9 protein-coding genes and 3 tRNA genes are annotated in these 15651 nt (G+C 68.6%); 3 read left to right on the forward strand and 9 right to left on the reverse strand.

The genetic code is table 11. The features are described 5' to 3' along the window. Positions 1-75 precede the first annotated feature (75 nt). From ACQP2T_RS23420 to ACQP2T_RS23430, 3 genes are read left to right on the forward strand one after another with little or no spacing between them, the layout of a single operon-like run. On the forward strand, positions 76-6246 hold the full coding sequence (locus ACQP2T_RS23420) for an SDR family NAD(P)-dependent oxidoreductase (protein ID WP_433518230.1): 6171 nt from the start codon (positions 76-78) through the stop codon (positions 6244-6246). After that, positions 6239-7567: a crotonyl-CoA carboxylase/reductase gene (gene ccrA, locus ACQP2T_RS23425; protein ID WP_433518231.1), complete on the forward strand. Its 1329-nt coding sequence runs from the start codon at positions 6239-6241 to the stop codon at positions 7565-7567. The genes ACQP2T_RS23420 and ccrA overlap by 8 nt, the downstream gene beginning before the upstream one ends. Beyond that, complete coding sequence (locus tag ACQP2T_RS23430; protein WP_433518232.1) at positions 7564-9237, forward strand: MFS transporter; 1674 nt, start codon at positions 7564-7566, stop codon at positions 9235-9237. The genes ccrA and ACQP2T_RS23430 overlap by 4 nt, the downstream gene beginning before the upstream one ends. Before the next feature lie 101 nt (positions 9238-9338). Here the strand turns inward: ACQP2T_RS23430 and ACQP2T_RS23435 are convergent, their stop codons facing one another. The 9 genes from ACQP2T_RS23435 to ACQP2T_RS23475 all read right to left on the reverse strand — a co-directional run bounded on the left by ACQP2T_RS23435 (position 9339) and on the right by ACQP2T_RS23475 (position 15622). After that, entirely contained in the window at positions 9339-10427 is a 1089-nt protein-coding gene (locus ACQP2T_RS23435; RefSeq protein WP_433518233.1) for an alpha/beta hydrolase, read from the reverse strand. Positions 10428-11259: 832 nt separating this feature from the next. After that, a complete protein-coding gene (locus ACQP2T_RS23440; RefSeq protein ID WP_433518234.1) occupies positions 11260-11493 on the reverse strand; it encodes a hypothetical protein in 234 nt (77 codons plus the stop codon). Between the two features lie 1189 nt (positions 11494-12682). Next, positions 12683-13087, reverse strand: coding sequence for a hypothetical protein (locus tag ACQP2T_RS23445; RefSeq protein WP_433518235.1), 405 nt, complete (start codon positions 13085-13087; stop codon positions 12683-12685). Next, the gene (locus ACQP2T_RS23450) at positions 13084-13461 is read right to left on the reverse strand and encodes a hypothetical protein (RefSeq protein ID WP_433518236.1); all 378 of its coding nucleotides are present in this window, start codon (positions 13459-13461) and stop codon (positions 13084-13086) included. Before ACQP2T_RS23450 ends, ACQP2T_RS23445 begins: the two co-directional genes overlap by 4 nt. Before the next feature lie 34 nt (positions 13462-13495). Continuing rightward, positions 13496-14353 (reverse strand): helix-turn-helix domain-containing protein, encoded by an 858-nt coding sequence (locus ACQP2T_RS23455; protein WP_433518237.1) that lies wholly within the window; start codon positions 14351-14353, stop codon positions 13496-13498. Positions 14354-14366: 13 nt separating this feature from the next. Continuing rightward, the gene (locus tag ACQP2T_RS23460; RefSeq protein ID WP_433518238.1) at positions 14367-14885 is read right to left on the reverse strand and encodes a DUF6879 family protein; all 519 of its coding nucleotides are present in this window, start codon (positions 14883-14885) and stop codon (positions 14367-14369) included. 500 nt (positions 14886-15385) lie between these two features. After that, positions 15386-15460 (reverse strand) — tRNA-Val (locus ACQP2T_RS23465). Between the two features lie 4 nt (positions 15461-15464). Then, positions 15465-15535: transfer RNA gene (locus ACQP2T_RS23470), tRNA-Cys, on the reverse strand. Positions 15536-15550: 15 nt separating this feature from the next. Beyond that, a tRNA-Gly gene (locus ACQP2T_RS23475) sits at positions 15551-15622 on the reverse strand. Positions 15623-15651 lie beyond the last annotated feature (29 nt).

The following is a 15651-nucleotide window of genomic DNA, read 5'->3' on the forward strand; positions in this document are numbered from 1 at the left end:
TGACCTGATCGGCAAACCCACAACAGTCATTGATCCGCGGCGAGGCCCGCCTTTCCTCGGGATCGGAGATGAACGATGCCAACCGCATACCCCGATAGACCGGACGAGTCCTCTATCCGGGAATTCCTGATCGGCCGGGTGGCCGATCGCTGCGCTGTCGCGAAAAAGGAAGTGGACCCCGACCGCCCGCTGGCCGACATCGGATTCGGCTCACGCGAGGCGGTGTCCGTCATCGGCGAGCTGGAAGACTGGCTCGGCTGCTCGTTGCCGCCCCTCCTGTTGTATGAGTATCCGACCATCACCCACCTGGCCCGCATGCTGGTGGGGCTCCGGCAGGAGCGGCCCGCCCCGGCCCCTCGCTCCTCAGCAGACCGAGCCGCGGAGCCGATCGCCGTGGTGGGCCTCGGCTGCCGGTTCCCCGGCGGGATAGAGGGCCCGGAAGCGTACTGGCGATTCCTGGTCGAGGGCGGCGACGCCATCGGCGAGGTACCGCCGAACCGGTGGACGGGTGAGCCCGCCCGGCCGGGCGGCTTTCTGAACGACGTCGCCGGATTCGACTCGCGGTTCTTCGGCATCACGCCTAGCGAGGCCGACGCCATGGACCCCCAGCAGCGCCTCCTGCTCGAGGTGACCTGTGAGGCCCTGGACCACGCGGGCATCTCGCCCAGGTCGCTGCGCGGCAGCCGTACGGGGGTGTTCGTGGGCGTCTCCTCCCCGGACTACGCGCTGCTGACGACCGCGGAAACGGCCACGCCGTCGATCTGGACGGCGACGGGGGCGGCGTTGAGCATCGCCGCCAACCGGCTGTCGTACGTGCTGGACCTGCACGGACCTTCGCTGAGCGTCGACACCGCGTGCTCCTCCTCGCTGGTGGCCGTTCATCTGGCCGTACAAGCCCTGCGCGCGGGCCAGAGCGACCTGGCGCTGGCCGCCGGCGTCAACGTCCTGCTCTCCCCGGCGATCACCAAGACCTTCGACCTGGCGGGCGCCACCGCTCCCGACGGGCGCTGCAAGGCCTTCGACGCCTCGGCGGACGGCATGGTCCGCGCCGAAGGGTGCGGCCTGGTGATCCTCAAACGACTCGCGGACGCCGACCGCGACGGAGACCGGGTGCTGGCCGTCATCCAGAACACCGCCGTGAACTCCGACGGCCGCTCTAACGGCCTGGCCGCCCCGAGCCCGGAGGCGCAGAAGACGCTGCTGCGCGAGGCGTACGCCGGGCTGGCTTCGCCCGACTACGTCGAGGCCCACGGCACCGGGACCCTGCTCGGCGACCCGATCGAAGCGCACGCCCTCGGCGCGGTGCTGGGCCACGATCGCGCCAAGCCCCTGCTGATCGGCTCGGTCAAGACCAACCTCGGGCATCTGGAACCGGCCGCGGGGGTGGCCGGGCTGATCAAGACCGTGCTCGCGCTGTGGCACCGGACCATCCCGGCGAGCCTGCACTATCACCTGCCGAATCCGCACATCGACTTCGACCGCCTGCACCTGAAGGTCGTCACCGAGCCGACACCCTGGCCGTCGGCCACGCCCCGGGCAGGCGTGTCGGCCTTCGGCTTCGGCGGCACGAACGCCCACGTCGTGCTGGCGGCGGCCCCCGAGCAGCTCGTGCCGGCGGCGGCACCCGAGAAGCCCCAGCCAGCCGCCAACTCCCGCCCGGTGCACACGCTCCTGCTCTCCGACGTCTCCGCCGAGCGCGTCACCGAGTACGCGGGTCGGCTCAGCGGCGTGGTGGATCCGGCGAAGGGCGCGAGCCACGCCATGGATCCGGCGGACGTCGCCTACACCCTCGCCCGCCGCTACGGCAGAGGCCGTTTCGGGGCCGCCGTCGTGGGCCGCGACCGCGCCGCGCTCGGCGCCGCACTCGACGCACTGGCTCACGGGCGCCCAGACCCCGGTGTGCTCACCGGTGTGGACACCGGCATGTCCGCGCCGGTCTGGGTCTTCTCGGGGTACGGCGCGCAGCGGCCGGGCATGGCGCGCGCGCTCCTGGCCGACGAGCGCGCGTTCGCCGACGCCATCGACCTGCTGGAACCGCTGATCCAGGCCGAGGCCGGATTCTCGGTACGCGAGGCGCTGGTTCTTCCCGACAGGCGGCTGGACCCCGCAGAGACGATGACGGTGCTGTTCGCGGTGCAGGTCGGGCTGGCCAGGCTCTGGCAGGCGTACGGCGTGCGGCCCGCCGCCGTGATCGGGCATTCGATGGGCGAGGCCTCGGCGGCCGTGGTGGCCGGGGCGCTGTCCCTGTCCGACGGGGTCACGGTCATCTGCCGTCGGGCCCGCCTGCTCGCCGGGCTCGCGGGCGGGGGCGCCATGGCCGTCCTCGGCGCCTCGGCCGAGGAGTGCGCCGAGCTGAGCGCGGACTGCCCTGACGTGCACATCGCCGTGCGTACGGCGCCGCGCCAGACGGTGGTGACGGGCGACTCCGGCCAGATCGCCACGGTGGTGGGTCGCGCGGAGCGGCGCGGCCTCCTGGCTCGCTCGGTACGCGCGGAAGGAGCGGGCCACTCACCCCAGGTCGAGCCCCTGCTGACGCCCTTCAGGGAGCAGCTGAGGGAGCTCCGGCCGGGGAAGCTTCGAGTCCCGTTCTACTCCACCGTCCTGGACAACCCGCGCCGGATCCCGGCCTTCGACGCCGGCTACTGGGCGGCGAACATGCGCGAACCCGTCCGCCTCGTCGACGCCGTCCAGGCCGCCGTCGAGGACGGCCACCGCGCGTTCATCGAGATCTCGGCGCACCCGCTGCTGACCCACGCGCTGAGCGAGACCGTACGGGACTCGCTCGTACTGCCCACCCTGCGAGATGCCCCGGCGCGCGACGCCAAGACCGGCGATGCGGTCACCCGCCGCGCTCAGCCCGCCGAGACCGACGACACCGTCACCTTCCACGCCCAGCTCGCCGCGCTCCGGCTCAGCGGATCGCTGACCATCCGGCCCGCCCGAGGCCGGGTCATCGACGTACCGGGCCCGGCCTGGCGGCACGAGCACCACTGGACGCCCGCCCGCCGGACGCCCGCCCGATCGTCGGCTCACCCGCTGCTCGGTGTCCATGTCGAACTCCCCGGCGGCCGGCACGCCTGGAGCGCGAACGTGGGGGAGGACCCGCTGCCGTGGCTCCCGCTGCACGGCGTGCGCGTCCTGCCCACGGCCGCGTACGCGGAGATCGCCCTCGCCGCCGGAACCGCGGCACTCGGCACGGACGACCTGATCGTGTGCGGCCTGCGCGTCGACCGGCTGCTGCCCCTGGACGAACGCGCGACGATCACCACCACGCTGACGATCACGTCACAGGCGACCGGCGCGCCCAGCGCGAAGGTGCGGGTGCGGGCCCGTACCCCCGCCGGGCACTGGACGCTCCTCGCCACCGCCTACGCCGCCACGACCACCGCCAGACGGACCGTTCCCCGTGCCATGGACGGCCGGGCCGCGGTGCCCGCCGCCGAGCAGGCGGACCACCGCTTCGGTCTGCATCCCGCCGCTCTCGACCGATGCCTGGCCGCCTTCGGGCCGGAGTGGACCGCCATGGGCATCGGCGCGCTGCGCGTGCTCGGGCCGACCCTGGCGGGCGGCAGTTGCGAGTTCGCCACGCCTCGGCGGCGAAAGGACGGCACGGCGGTCACCGCGCTGCGGCTCGTGGACGACGCGGGCCGAGTCCTGCTGACGGCCGACGACGTCCTCCTGCGCCGGCTCCCGGCGATCTCCGTACCCGTGCCGTTGTCCGCCAAGCTGATCGAGGCCGCGTGGAGCACGACGCCACCGCACCCGTCGGTCGGCCCGGCGGCCGAATCGGCGAGCTGGCTGGTGCTCACCGATCCCGGAGACGCCTTCACCGAGGCGATCACCGGGCTGCTGACCCACGCGGGACACCGGATCACCGCGCAGCACGGCATCCCCCGGGACCACGCGTGGCTAGATTTCCAGGATCTGCGTGCGCCCGACAACGCGCTGCTCGTCGTACCGGACTGGCTCGCCGACGAGTACCTGGTGCTCACCCTGTCCGCTCTGGTCCGCGCGCTGCCGCCCGGCGTGCGGCTGTGGCTCATCACCCGGCACGCCATCGCCGTCCGGCCGGGCGAGGCCGGAGAACCGGGGCAGGCGTTCCTGCGGGCTCTGGTGAGAGTGCTCCAGTTCGAGCACCCCGCTCTGCGCGCCACGCTCATCGACGTGGCCGACCCCATGGCGGCGGCCACCGAGCTGCTGACCGGCACCGCCGACACCGAGGTCGCCTGGCGCGACGGGGTCCGCTACGCGGCCCGGCTGCGGCACGCCTGCCTCGCCGCGGAGCCGCCACGTCTCCTCGTACGGCCGGACGGCGCTTACGCGATCAGCGGCGGGTACGGGGGCCTCGGCCTGGTCACCGCCCAGCGCCTGGTCGAGCGGGGCGCCCGGCGCCTGGTGCTCTCCGGCCGAGCCGGGCCCGGGCCCGCGGCCAGGAAGGTCATCGACCGGCTGCGCAGGGCCGGTGCGGAGATCGAGATCGTGCTCGGTGACATCGCCGAGCCCGGCGTGGCCGAGCGGATGGTCGACGCCGCCGGGCCACTGCGCGGAGTGGCGCACGTCGCGGGCACGCTGGACGACCGGCTCTTCACCGAGATCGGACCCGAGGATCTGCGCCGGGTGTGGACACCCAAGGTGACCGGCGCTCTGCGGCTGCACGAGGTCACCAAGGATCTCGACCTCGACTGGTGGGTGGTTTACTCCTCAGCCGCCGCGCTGCTCGGCTCACCGGGGCAGGCGGCCTACGCGGCGGCCAACGCGCGCGTCGACGCGCTCGTCGACTGGCGCCGGGCGCACGGCCTGCCGGCCACCACGATCAACTGGGGGACCTGGGCCGAGGTGGGTGGCGCCGCCGACCTGCGCGTGGACGTGCTGGACCCGCTCACCCCCGAAGAAGGCGCGGACGCCCTGGAGGCGGTGCTCGTCCACGACCAGGGGTCTGTGGGCGTGCTCCGTTTCAACGCGCGCCGGGCACTGGCCGCCTACCCCGAGATCCGCGAGCGGCCTTACTTCTCGGAACTCGTCGAGGAGGCCGCCGGCGACAGCGCGGGCGCCGACGACTGGCCGGGACCGGAGGGCATGCGCACGCTCGATCCCGGCACCGCCGCCAGGCTCGTCCGCGAGCGGGTGAGCGCCAGGGTCGCGGCCGTGCTCGGGTTCACGCCCGATCCGGCCCGGCCGCTGACCGAGCTCGGGCTCGACTCCCTCGTGGCCATCCGGATCAAGAGCGCGCTGGAGCACGACTTCGGAGTCCGCGTCCAGACCGCGAGCCTGCTCCAGGGCGCCAGCCTCACGACGCTGCAGGCCGAGCTCTGGCGCGGCCTCGACCTGTCCGAACCGCCCGCTCTCGCTCCCGCTTCTGTGCGGGCGGGCGGCGCCGTCGTGCGACCGCTCACGCGACGACCGTCGGGGCGTGGTGTCCGGCCGTTCTTCTGCGCGCACCCGGCGGGCGGCACGTCCAGTGTGTACCGGCCGCTGGCCGCGCTGCTCGGCGACGACCAGGTCATCTACGGGCTGGAACGCTTCGAGGACGGCCCCGAGCTGGAGGATCGCGCCGAGCGCTATATCGGCGTGATCCGCGCCGCCCAGCCGGAAGGGCCCTACCGGCTGGGCGGCTGGTCGTTCGGCGGGGTGCTGGCGTACGAGATCGCCCGGCGGCTCGGCCGGGGCGAGGTCGAGCTGGTCGCGATGATCGACGCCGGCCTGCCCAAACGGGTGGAGAACGTGCGCGAGACCGCGGCCCGGCGATACGCCGACTTCGGGAAATATCTCACCGCGACGTACGGCGTCACGGTCGCGCTGCCGTACGAGGAACTGGTCGTCCTGGAGGAGGAGCAGCAGCTCGCGCTGGTCATCGAGCGCACCGGGCCGCTGATGGCGCGGCTGCCGACGGCCGTGGCGGTGCACCAGTTCACCTCACACGAGGACACCCGATGCCTGGAACGGTACGTCCCCGGCCCCTACGACGGACGAGTCGTGCTCTACCGCTCGACCGAGCCGACCCCGTGGACCGTCCACGACGCCCGGTACGACCTGGACGAGGCCAACGGCTTCGCGGACCTGTGCCCACGGCTGGAGATCGTCCCGATCCCTGGAACCCACCACCTCAACCTCCTGGACCCGCCCGGTGTAGACGTGATCGCCGGCCACCTGAAGGGCCTGCTCTCCGGCGGACGCGGGTCGCCGGGTCCTCGATCCCGCATGCACCGCCAGGCGATCAACGTCATCGGCGAGGCGAGCGATGTCTGACCTGATCCAGGCGGTCCGCGCCGGGGCGAGCCGCGCCGAACTGCTGGAATGCGACCTGCCGAGCCGCTTCCGGGCGGCGTACACCCTCAAGGCCGAGATCGGCATCTTCCACGGAACCACCGACAAGGATGTCCGCCGCTCCATCCATGTGGGCGAGGTGGAGATGCCGGAACTGGCCCCGGACGAGGTCGTGGTGGCGGTGATGGCCTCGGCGGTCAACTTCAACAGCGTCTGGACGGCGATCTTCGAACCCGTCCCGACCTTCACCTTCCTGGGCCGGCGAACCGGTGACGCCCGATGGTGGCCACGGCACGATCTGGACCATCACATCATCGGCTCCGACGCCTCAGGAGTAGTGGTACGCACCGGGGAAGCGGTGTGGAACTGCTCGGTCGGTGACCGGGTGGTCATCCATCCCGGAGTCGTCGATCCGGGGGACCCGTACTCCCAGGAAGACGGCGTTATGGCGACACCGCTCGCCTGGGGGTACGAGACCAACTTCGGCGGCATGGCCGAGTTCACCGTCGTCAAGGCGAACCAGATCATCCCCAAGCCGGCCTGCCTGACCTGGGAGGAGGCCGCGGCCAACACCCTGTGCGCCGGGACGGCGTACCGGATGCTGGTCGGCCGGCACGGAGCCCGGATGAAGCAGGGGGACGTCGTCCTCATCTGGGGTGCCACGGGTGGGCTCGGCAGTTACGCGATCCAGTTCGTCCGCAACGGCGGCGGAGTCCCGGTGTGCGTCGTCGGCTGCTCGGACAAGGCCGAGATCATCCACGCCATGGGCGGCGAGCACGTCATCGACCGCAGCAGCCTGGGGCTCGGCGATACCGGGCTGCGCGAGCCGGCCTCGTGGCGGGTGCTGGGCCGCCGCATCCGGCAACTGACCGGCGAAGACCCCCATATCGTCTTCGAGTATCTCGGTCAGGAGACGTTCGCGGCCTCCGTGGGCGTGGCCCGGCGCGGTGGCTCCGTCGTGACCTGCGGATCGAGCACGGGTTACCGGCACCAGTACGACAACCGGTATCTGTGGATGCGGATCAAGCGGATCATCGGCAGCCACGGCGCGAACTATCACGAAGCCAACGAGGTCAACCGGCTGATCGGCCTGGGGATGGTCACGCCGACGCTGTCGATGACCTACCCGCTCGACCAGGCGGCCGAAGCCGTCCGGCTGGTACAGCGCGGCCACCACATCGGCAAGGTCGGGATCCGATGCCTGGCTCCCTCGGACGGGCTGGGCGTGACCGACATGGAGCTGCGCGAACGCATCGGCGAAGACAGGCTCGGCCTCTTCCGCCGCGCTGTGGTGCCGCGGTGAACGAGGCCAGGACATTTGGCGCCGAGCGGCGGCGATGGATGGGGCTGGGCGTGCTCCTGATCGCGGCCTTCATGGACCTGCTCAACGGCAGCATCATCAACGTGGCGGTGCCGACCATCCGCGATGACCTGGACGCGTCCTATGCCGACATCCAGTGGATCATCGCCGGATACACCCTGGCCTGCGCGGTCACCCTCATCACCGGTGGCCGGCTGGGCGACATCTTCGGCCGCAAGCGGATGTTCCTCGTCGGGACCGCCGGCTTCACCACGGCCTCGGCGCTGTGCGCGCTGGCGCAGACCCCCGCGATGCTCGTCGGCGCCCGGGTTCTGCAGGGCCTGATGGCCGCGATCATGCTGCCCCAGGTGCTGGCGATCATCCATCTCGGCTTCAGGCGGCGGGAGCTGGGCACGGTCGTGACGCTGTACGCCGCCATCGGCGGGCTGGCGATGGTGGGCGGGCCGATCATCGGTGGGCTCCTGCTGGACCTCAACCCGTTCGGCCTGGCGTGGCGGGGCATCTTCCTGCTGAACCTGCCCGTAGGCGCGGCGGCGCTGCTCCTGGCCGCGGTTCTCCTGGAGGAGTCCAGAGCGCCGCACGCCTTGCGGCTGGATCTCATCGGGGTGCTCCTCGTGACCACCGCCCTGTTCCTGCTGGTCTATCCCCTCGCCCCCGGCCGCGAGCTGGGGTGGCCGGCCTGGAGCCTCGTGTCGCTGGTCTCCTTCGTGGCGTTCGTCGTCCATGAGCGTCGCAAGACCCGTGGGGACGGCTCGCCGCTCATCGAACTCGGCCTGTTCGCCGCCCGCGGCTACACCGCGGGTCTCCTCCTGCAGCTGCTCCTCCTATGCGTCATATCCGGATTTTTCTTCACATGGACCCTGTACCTGCAGCTCGGCCTCGGCTGGTCGCCACTGCACACCGGGTTGACCACGATCCCGTTCACCCTCGGCGCCACGATCGCCGGCGGCATGTCCATGCGCCTGTATCCGAGGTTCGGCCGGCGGTCCCTCATGGCGGGGGTGGCCATGATGATCGCCGGGGTGCTCGTCTATGGCTGGCAGGCGGGAGGTCATGGCACGCAGATCACCTCGTCGGAGATGATCGCGCCGCTCCTTCTCCTGGGTGTCGGCCTGGGACAGGTGATCGTGCCGCTGACCGCGCTCACCCTCGCCGACGTACCACCGCAGGAGGCCGGCGGCGCGTCCGGGATTATCAACGCGGTCTCCCAGCTCGGTACGGTGCTGGGGATCGCGCTCATCGGCGTGGTGTTCTTCACCGCTGTCGGCCACCAGGCGGCCAGGGGCCTGGAGCGGGCCGTCCCGCGCGTCCAGCAGCAGTTGTCCATGGCCGCAGGACTGCCGGAGCCCGCCAGGGACAGGATCCTCGCCGATTTCCGCGCCTGTGTGATCGGCCAGAACTCCGGACGCGACCGCCCCGGCCTGTCGGTGCCCTGTGGCCGGGGCGCGCATGGACCCGGCACGCTTGACGACACGCTGGCCGGTGCCGCTGACGCGGTGCGCCGTGAGGCGTTCGCCCAGTCCTTCCGGAACTCACTGTGGTACGTCCTGGGCGCCCTGGTCGCCGTCTTGAGCCTGCTGTTCGCGCTGCCCGGGCGGGCGATCCCGCCCGAGCCTCGTCCCGCACCAGCTCGATCGCGACGCTCGGCATGAGGCGCTCGGGCGACACAGGGCGGCTTACGGGGCTCCGCGCCGGGCTTCATCAGGGGCGGGGTGGTCCGAGCGCCCGCCGTCGCCCAGGAGGGCCTGGACCCTCACAGCTCCGCGACAGGTCGAGCCCCGATCGAGCGCATCATCAGCGGCCACGCGCTGTGCATCTCCGGCTGCCACGTGGACCAGTTGTGCCAGCCGTTCTGGTAGATGTGCGTAGTGGCGGGGATGCCCAGCTTCTTGAGCCGGTCGACGAAGGAGACGGCCGTCGACCCGCAGATCACCTCCTGAGGGTGCACCAAGTCGTCGCCGAGAGCCGGGTGGTCATTCGGACCCGGCAAGCCGGTCAGGCCGCTGGCGATGTAGAGCCCGGTGCCCCGCAGCCGGGAGGCGAGCACGTAGGGGTCGTTGGCTTCCCAGTTCTTGCGATTGGTCAGCGGATCGCCCCAGATGCGCAGCGCGTCGTAGCGCTCACTCGCCTGGAGGAGGGCGAAGGCAGGCACTCCGAGCTGCGTGAGGTGGAGCACGCCGCTGAAGGAGGTGGCATAGGCGAACATGCCCGGATGGCGGGCCGCGTACTTCACCGCCCCATAACCGGCCGAGGAAATGCCCATGGTCGCGCGGTGGATACCGGCCCGATAGTTCCGCTCCATGAGCTGCAGCAGTTCGCTGGTGTGGAAGGTCTCCCACTTCGGGGTGCCGCCCTTGCCGTAGTTCCACCAGTCGGTGAACCAGCCGGCCCATCCGGTGTCGGGCATGACCACCATGACGTCGTAGGCGGCGGCCACCTGCTCGATATCGGTGCTGCGGGTCCAAGAGACGTAGGTGTCACGACCCCCGTGAAAGGCGTAGACGACGGGCCATGTCTGGGCTGCGGATCGCGACCATCCTTTTGGCAGGAGAATGCGTACCGGGACCGACTCACCCAATGCGGGGGACGACACTGTCACATCCAAGGTGGTCGCATCGATCCACTGCTCTGCGACTATCTTGGCGCCGTCGTCGGCGGCGATCGGTGCGGCGACTGGTACGGCGAGTGGTGCGGTGTTTGGTGCGGTTGCCGCGACCGGTAGTGCCGCGACTGGTGCATTGGCCGGTGCGGTGGCGGCGTTCGCGGTGCTCGGCAGCAACCCCCCCAAAACGACCATCTGTCCGACGACACTGAGGAATCCGCGCGCGAACCTTGCGGACATCGTCTACTCCCATCAGCCGATTACCGACCAGGCGGCGCCGCGCGGAATGAATTCCGGACGGTCGGCGAAAGGTCGTAGGAGGCAAAGACCAAGGATCAGCAAAGGACTGTACAACGACCTTGGTGTGCCCGAGACCTGTTGGCCGGAAAGCACCGCCACGACATTTAGCCTTATGTGGAATAGACATGGGAGAATCACGCACTTTGCCACGGCGGCGGACTCCAGGCTGTCGGAGTGATGGCCACAGCGATATGCGGGATAACGCCCGTTCTCGCCCCCAGCGGCTATGCGCCAACCTGTAGGCGGCGGCCACTCGCTGAACGACTCGGCATCGGGACGCCAGTATCCGTGCCGGTCTTGCCGCGCGGGGTCTCGGTCCTCGGCTTGGCAGCCGTCTCAGACCTCTTCCGGCCTGGCTGGCGCCGACGCCGCTGCACGACGCAGTGCGCCGCAATCGTTTGAACGGTACATCGGCACTGACGGTCGCCCCTTATAGTCGCCCATTGGATATCTCACGACGGAAGACAGATTCATCCCGACGGAGAAGGCGCGATGAAGAACATCAACGGGGCGGCGCGCTGATAGGACCGCCGATCTGGGTCGAGCGGCCTGGTCTGGCCTGGCCTGATCTGGTCTTACGGTGCGGCTCGGCGAGCAATCTCGCCGAGCCGCACCGCCTGTGCGTATCGGCATAGGCGAAAAAAACCGTTAAGACGGTCGGCTGAACGATCCGAAAATGTCCCATTGTATGGTCGCAAAACGGAGGGTTTACCTACAGCGGACATTGGATGGGCTGCCTCTCAGCATGGTGCCGATCGGACGTGCGTGGTGGTTAGGCGAGGTGGCAGCTCACCGAGGTGAGGCGGGGGATGAGGATTCTGACCTGTGCTTCGGCCGCGCCGACGGTGGGGGCGGTCACGGTCATCGTGATCGGCGGAAAGCCGAGAACTGTGACAGCGCACTCGAATGTCGCCGCGTGTGCCGGGAGAGCGAGCAGGGTGGTGCCGACAATAGCGGCACCTCCCAGAACGCCGGCCGCTTTGGCCATAACTCGTTTGACGGGCATTGCTCCTCCTTGCTTACCGGTAAAATGCCATGACTGGCTTCGTGTGGAAAGTACGTCTGCGGTACACAAATGTCAATACCGCAAAACGGTGACGTCGGGCAATGTGGAGTTCTCAATGGGCATAAATTCTCTTATAAACTCATATGAATAGATCCGCCCTCGCGCTCAATATGCGGGGCGGATCTACCATTTTCCGTCCGTGGTTCGTTCCAGGAGACAGGCCTGTTCTTTTTTCAGATCGCCGGTGGTGACGACGAGGCGACCGGCTGGTGCGAGCATGCGTCAGCCCCCTGGATCCGTGACTCCAGGGGGCCTGGCTCGGTCGCCGCCTCGGTCGGTTTCTCGGGCGCGGCCGGATGCTGATCTGAGGCGCTAGCCTGCGCCGCAGCAGATTGGTCGACCTGGTGGCCTGAGGCAAACCCGAAGCCCACGAAGCGCCGCGATGCCGTCGACCAGCATCGCGGTGCGCTCGTGATCGCCAGTAAGTGCAGTTGGGTAAGTGATGGATCAGCGATTCCCGGTCGGTCAGGGGGTCGTTCCGTCGCCCCAGGAGAAGCCGAACCTGTTCGGCGTGCTCTCCAGCAGCCACTGCTGCGTGGGGCCGAAGGCGCAGCTCTGCGTAACCAGCTGGGTGCCGCTGACCGTGCTGCCGTTGACCGCAATCCATCAGCGGCATCGAGGCGCCGTCGGCCGTGCCACCGTTGACTGGGCCAATGCATCTGGCGGGTGTCACGCTGGCATTGCTGCGGATCGTCGTGAAGGGGAAGTCGGCGGCGCCGACCGGTCGGCCACGGGCTCTTCCTGGACCTCCAGGTCCTTGGCACGGCCCTCGGTATCGGGCTCAGAATCAGTCGTCTCGGTGGCAGCCGTAGCGGTCATCAGCACTCCTTCGTATCGATGGGTATTGACAAGGGGCTCTGGCCGACCCGAAGCGTGGGTGTGCGGAAGGAGGGCCAGAGCCCTACCCCAGCCCCTGGGAAGGGATTACCTGGGGGACCTACGCCCCGGAGGAGGGAGAACCAGCGGATGACACCTCAACCGGGGCTGACTGTGCGCGAGACCCCCGGCCGGAGGGCCGAACCGGGGGAGGCGGCCTTCTCCTGACGGGGTTGGCCAGGGGCCTCGTTTCCTGGGGGTCCAGGCGTGTTACCCCCGGCCGTGCCCCCTCCGACCACGAACCGGGGGTAGCTCATGCGACCTCGTTCAGGGCCTTTACCTGCGCCTCATCCATGGTCCCTCCGGCCCAGATCCAAGGGCCGAGCCTGTTGCCGGCTGCTACCGGGTTGAGCCCGTCGAATCTTCCGTCCTTTGCGGCCTTCTGGAACACCTCGTACGCCAGCGTGGAGGTGAAGACGTGCTGGACGGCCTTGCTCACCGCCTGGTCGTGTATCTCGATGGTGATCTGGTCGCCCTCACGCATCGGCTTGAACAGGCCCTGTCCAACTTCGTGCTTCCAGTCACACCAGTACTTGGCGCTCATCAGGGCCAATCGCTCGGGGCAGGTCAGGTCGCAGAGTTGGACCTGTGTGGTCCTGCCGACCCGGCGAACGGCCAGGGTGGAATCGAGGGAAGCGGGTGTGCTGGGCTCTGTCATGATCGTCCATCCTGTGCGTTGTGACCGGGCATGAGGGCGGGTATGCCCTCGGGCTGCTCGGCCGGTACCTGGTAAGGCTCGGCCTGCGCGGAGGGGACAGATACGTAGTAGAGGCAGCCGTCCTTGCTCGCGGAGACCGTGGCCACCACGCCTTCCGCCCCGCAGATCTCCAGCAAGGTCAGGGACTCGGGTATCCCCGGATACCCAAAACCCAGCCGAAGACGGATGATCTGAAGTGCGTAGTGGGGGATCTCCCGATCGCGGAGCACAGCGGCAGCGGCCCCCAAGAGGTCCGGCGCGGTGTCTTCTACGGTGGGAAGGTGCACGTCCTCGATCGGGCGGGCTCCCTCTCCGGCTGTCTGTCCCGGCGGCATGGCAACGACGGTAGGAGTCCGGTCAGGGCCCGGGCTAGGAGATTTCCCGAGATTGCAGCAAGCTCCGTGCGGCGTTTATCTCCGCTCGTGCGGCCTCGCCGTAGACGGCTTGGGCCTGCAACAGCTTGAAGATCCGCAGGTAGATCTCTATATCGCTGGGACGCTTGGTGCGGTAGCCCCCGGTCCAGTGCTCACTGCGAACCAGCGACTCGTCATACATGTAGAACCCTTCTCCCGGCCAGATGGTTCGGAGTCGGCCGAGAGGGATGATGCCTAGAGCCACATTCGCGAAACTGGCCGCACGCTCGACGTAGTCGAGCTGATCCAGCATCACCGCGACGCTGCCACGCTGGGCGTAGAGCGCCCCCGCCTCGACGACCAACGAGAACATGCACTTGCCGGACTCAAGGATGCGCAGGCGGTTCAGCCGTCCCTCGACGGCCTGGTCTATGTCGTCGCTCAGCCCGTGGAATCGGGACACGTCTTCGATGACGGCTCGCGTGTATCCCGGCCTCTGGAGGAAGCCAGGAACGGTCTGAGGCTCGTAGGCGCGTATCAGCTTGGTCTGCTCATAGAGCGGCTTGATTCGGTCGCTCTGCTGCTTGAGCCCGGCACGCATCGATTGCCGGTACTCTTCCCACATCTCATCGATCTGCCGGTGTGCGGCTATCAGCTCAGGGACTTGGTCCTCTGTATCACACGCACGGCACCAAGCCCGTATGTCGTCTTCCGTGGGATTCTGCCGCCCCAGTTCGATCCGAGAAATCTTGGAGTCGCGCATCCCGGATCGAGCTGAGAGCTGACGGCCGTTGAGATTGGCGTCCAGGCGCAGGCCGCGAAGCCTCTGCCCAAACGCCTTACGGGCGGCTTGTACCTGGTCTTGTTCGGACAACGGCGGGACGCTGTCAGGCGGGCCGGTAGTCGCGATGCGGGACGGCCAGGTCCCACAGCGCCGAGAATCCGTCAGCGCAGTGCTTGACGATGGCAGGGTCTCGGTAGAGCTGGATCTCCGCGCGCATGTCCGTTCCGTCGAAGACGTTGAACACGACCATCTCGCCGTCGAGTAGCCAGAAGTCGTTCCCCGGCAGGCTCAATGTTGAGGTCAGCCGTCGCGGCACCCAACGCAGATCTTCCCCAGCCTCGACCTTGAGGCCATTTGTCGCCTCGAAGCACCACTGTTGGTAGGCCGAGAGAGGTTCCGACACCACGCACAGACGACGGTACGTCTTTCCCTCTGCAACCCCAGCCCTGACCCGGTCGCACCACGGCTTGAGGACGCGGGGGACTTCCTCCCAGTCACCTGCCTGCCAGTTGGCGAACAGCTCAGCGTCTATGCCGTAGTTGTCCCGCATCTCGACGTGAAGTGCTTCCCGGCTGATGCTGTTGACCAGATCAGCCCGTTCCTTGGGGGAGATCAACTCCATAGTGCTCCCTTACGTACTTCCGGACGAATGCGTTCACGGTGCGCTCGGAGAGTTCCCCGAACGTCTCATCTTCCCCGAGCCCGACAAGCTGTGTCCCTACCTGGGGCCCGCGCTTCTTGACCTGGATGACCCACGAGTCTCGATCCGTTCGGTAGAACGTCTCGCACTCGTTGTCCTGGTTGGAGTCGGGATCTTTGCAGTAGAAGCTAACGGAGAGATCGTCTCCATCACCGTAGGATTGCACGAGATTTCGCCCCTCCTGGTCTACGCCGTGAGCCTCCCAAGAGTCACGCGATGGATGCGCAGAGTCAAGATGCCGGTGCTAACGATCTGACCTGGGCATCTAGCGCCCCCGGAAGGGTTGGCACGAAGTCAGCACTGGTGCTGACAAGTACGGCGATAAGCCACAACCAACAAAAAGCCCCAGACTCGCGATTGTGGTCGTGAGCTGGGGCTTTATCCTCTATTTGACCAAGTCGAACCGGGTCTGCTTCGGAGCATGGTGGACGATACTGGGATTGAACCAGTGACCCCTTCCGTGTCAGGGAAGTGCTCTCCCGCTGAGCTAATCGTCCTGGGAGGTGGAGACGGGATTTGAACCCGTGTAGACGGCTTTGCAGGCCGCTGCCTCGCCTCTCGGCCACTCCACCGAGCCCGAAGCTCCGAGCGGAAGACGGGATTCGAACCCGCGACCCTCACCTTGGCAAGGTGATGCTCTACCACTGAGCCACTTCCGCGTTGTCTCCGCTGGTGTGCGGCGACGAGA

It is taken from the genome of Nonomuraea sp. CA-143628 (assembly GCF_050942315.1).
Classification (GTDB): Bacteria; Actinomycetota; Actinomycetes; order Streptosporangiales; family Streptosporangiaceae; genus Nonomuraea.

Bases quoted from the DNA above. Each gene is read 5' to 3' on its own strand.
- ACQP2T_RS23460 (WP_433518238.1), bottom strand. From the start codon at position 14,885: ATGGAGTTGATCTCCCCCAAGGAACGGGCTGATCTGGTCAACAGCATC.
- ACQP2T_RS23440 (WP_433518234.1), bottom strand. From the start codon at position 11,493: ATGCCCGTCAAACGAGTTATGGCCAAAGCGGCCGGCGTTCTGGGAGGT.
- ccrA (WP_433518231.1), top strand. From the start codon at position 6,239: ATGTCTGACCTGATCCAGGCGGTCCGCGCCGGGGCGAGCCGCGCCGAA.
- ACQP2T_RS23450 (WP_433518236.1), bottom strand. From the start codon at position 13,461: ATGCCGCCGGGACAGACAGCCGGAGAGGGAGCCCGCCCGATCGAGGAC.
- ACQP2T_RS23435 (WP_433518233.1), bottom strand. From the start codon at position 10,427: ATGTCCGCAAGGTTCGCGCGCGGATTCCTCAGTGTCGTCGGACAGATG.
- ACQP2T_RS23445 (WP_433518235.1), bottom strand. From the start codon at position 13,087: ATGACAGAGCCCAGCACACCCGCTTCCCTCGATTCCACCCTGGCCGTT.
- ACQP2T_RS23420 (WP_433518230.1), top strand. From the start codon at position 76: ATGCCAACCGCATACCCCGATAGACCGGACGAGTCCTCTATCCGGGAA.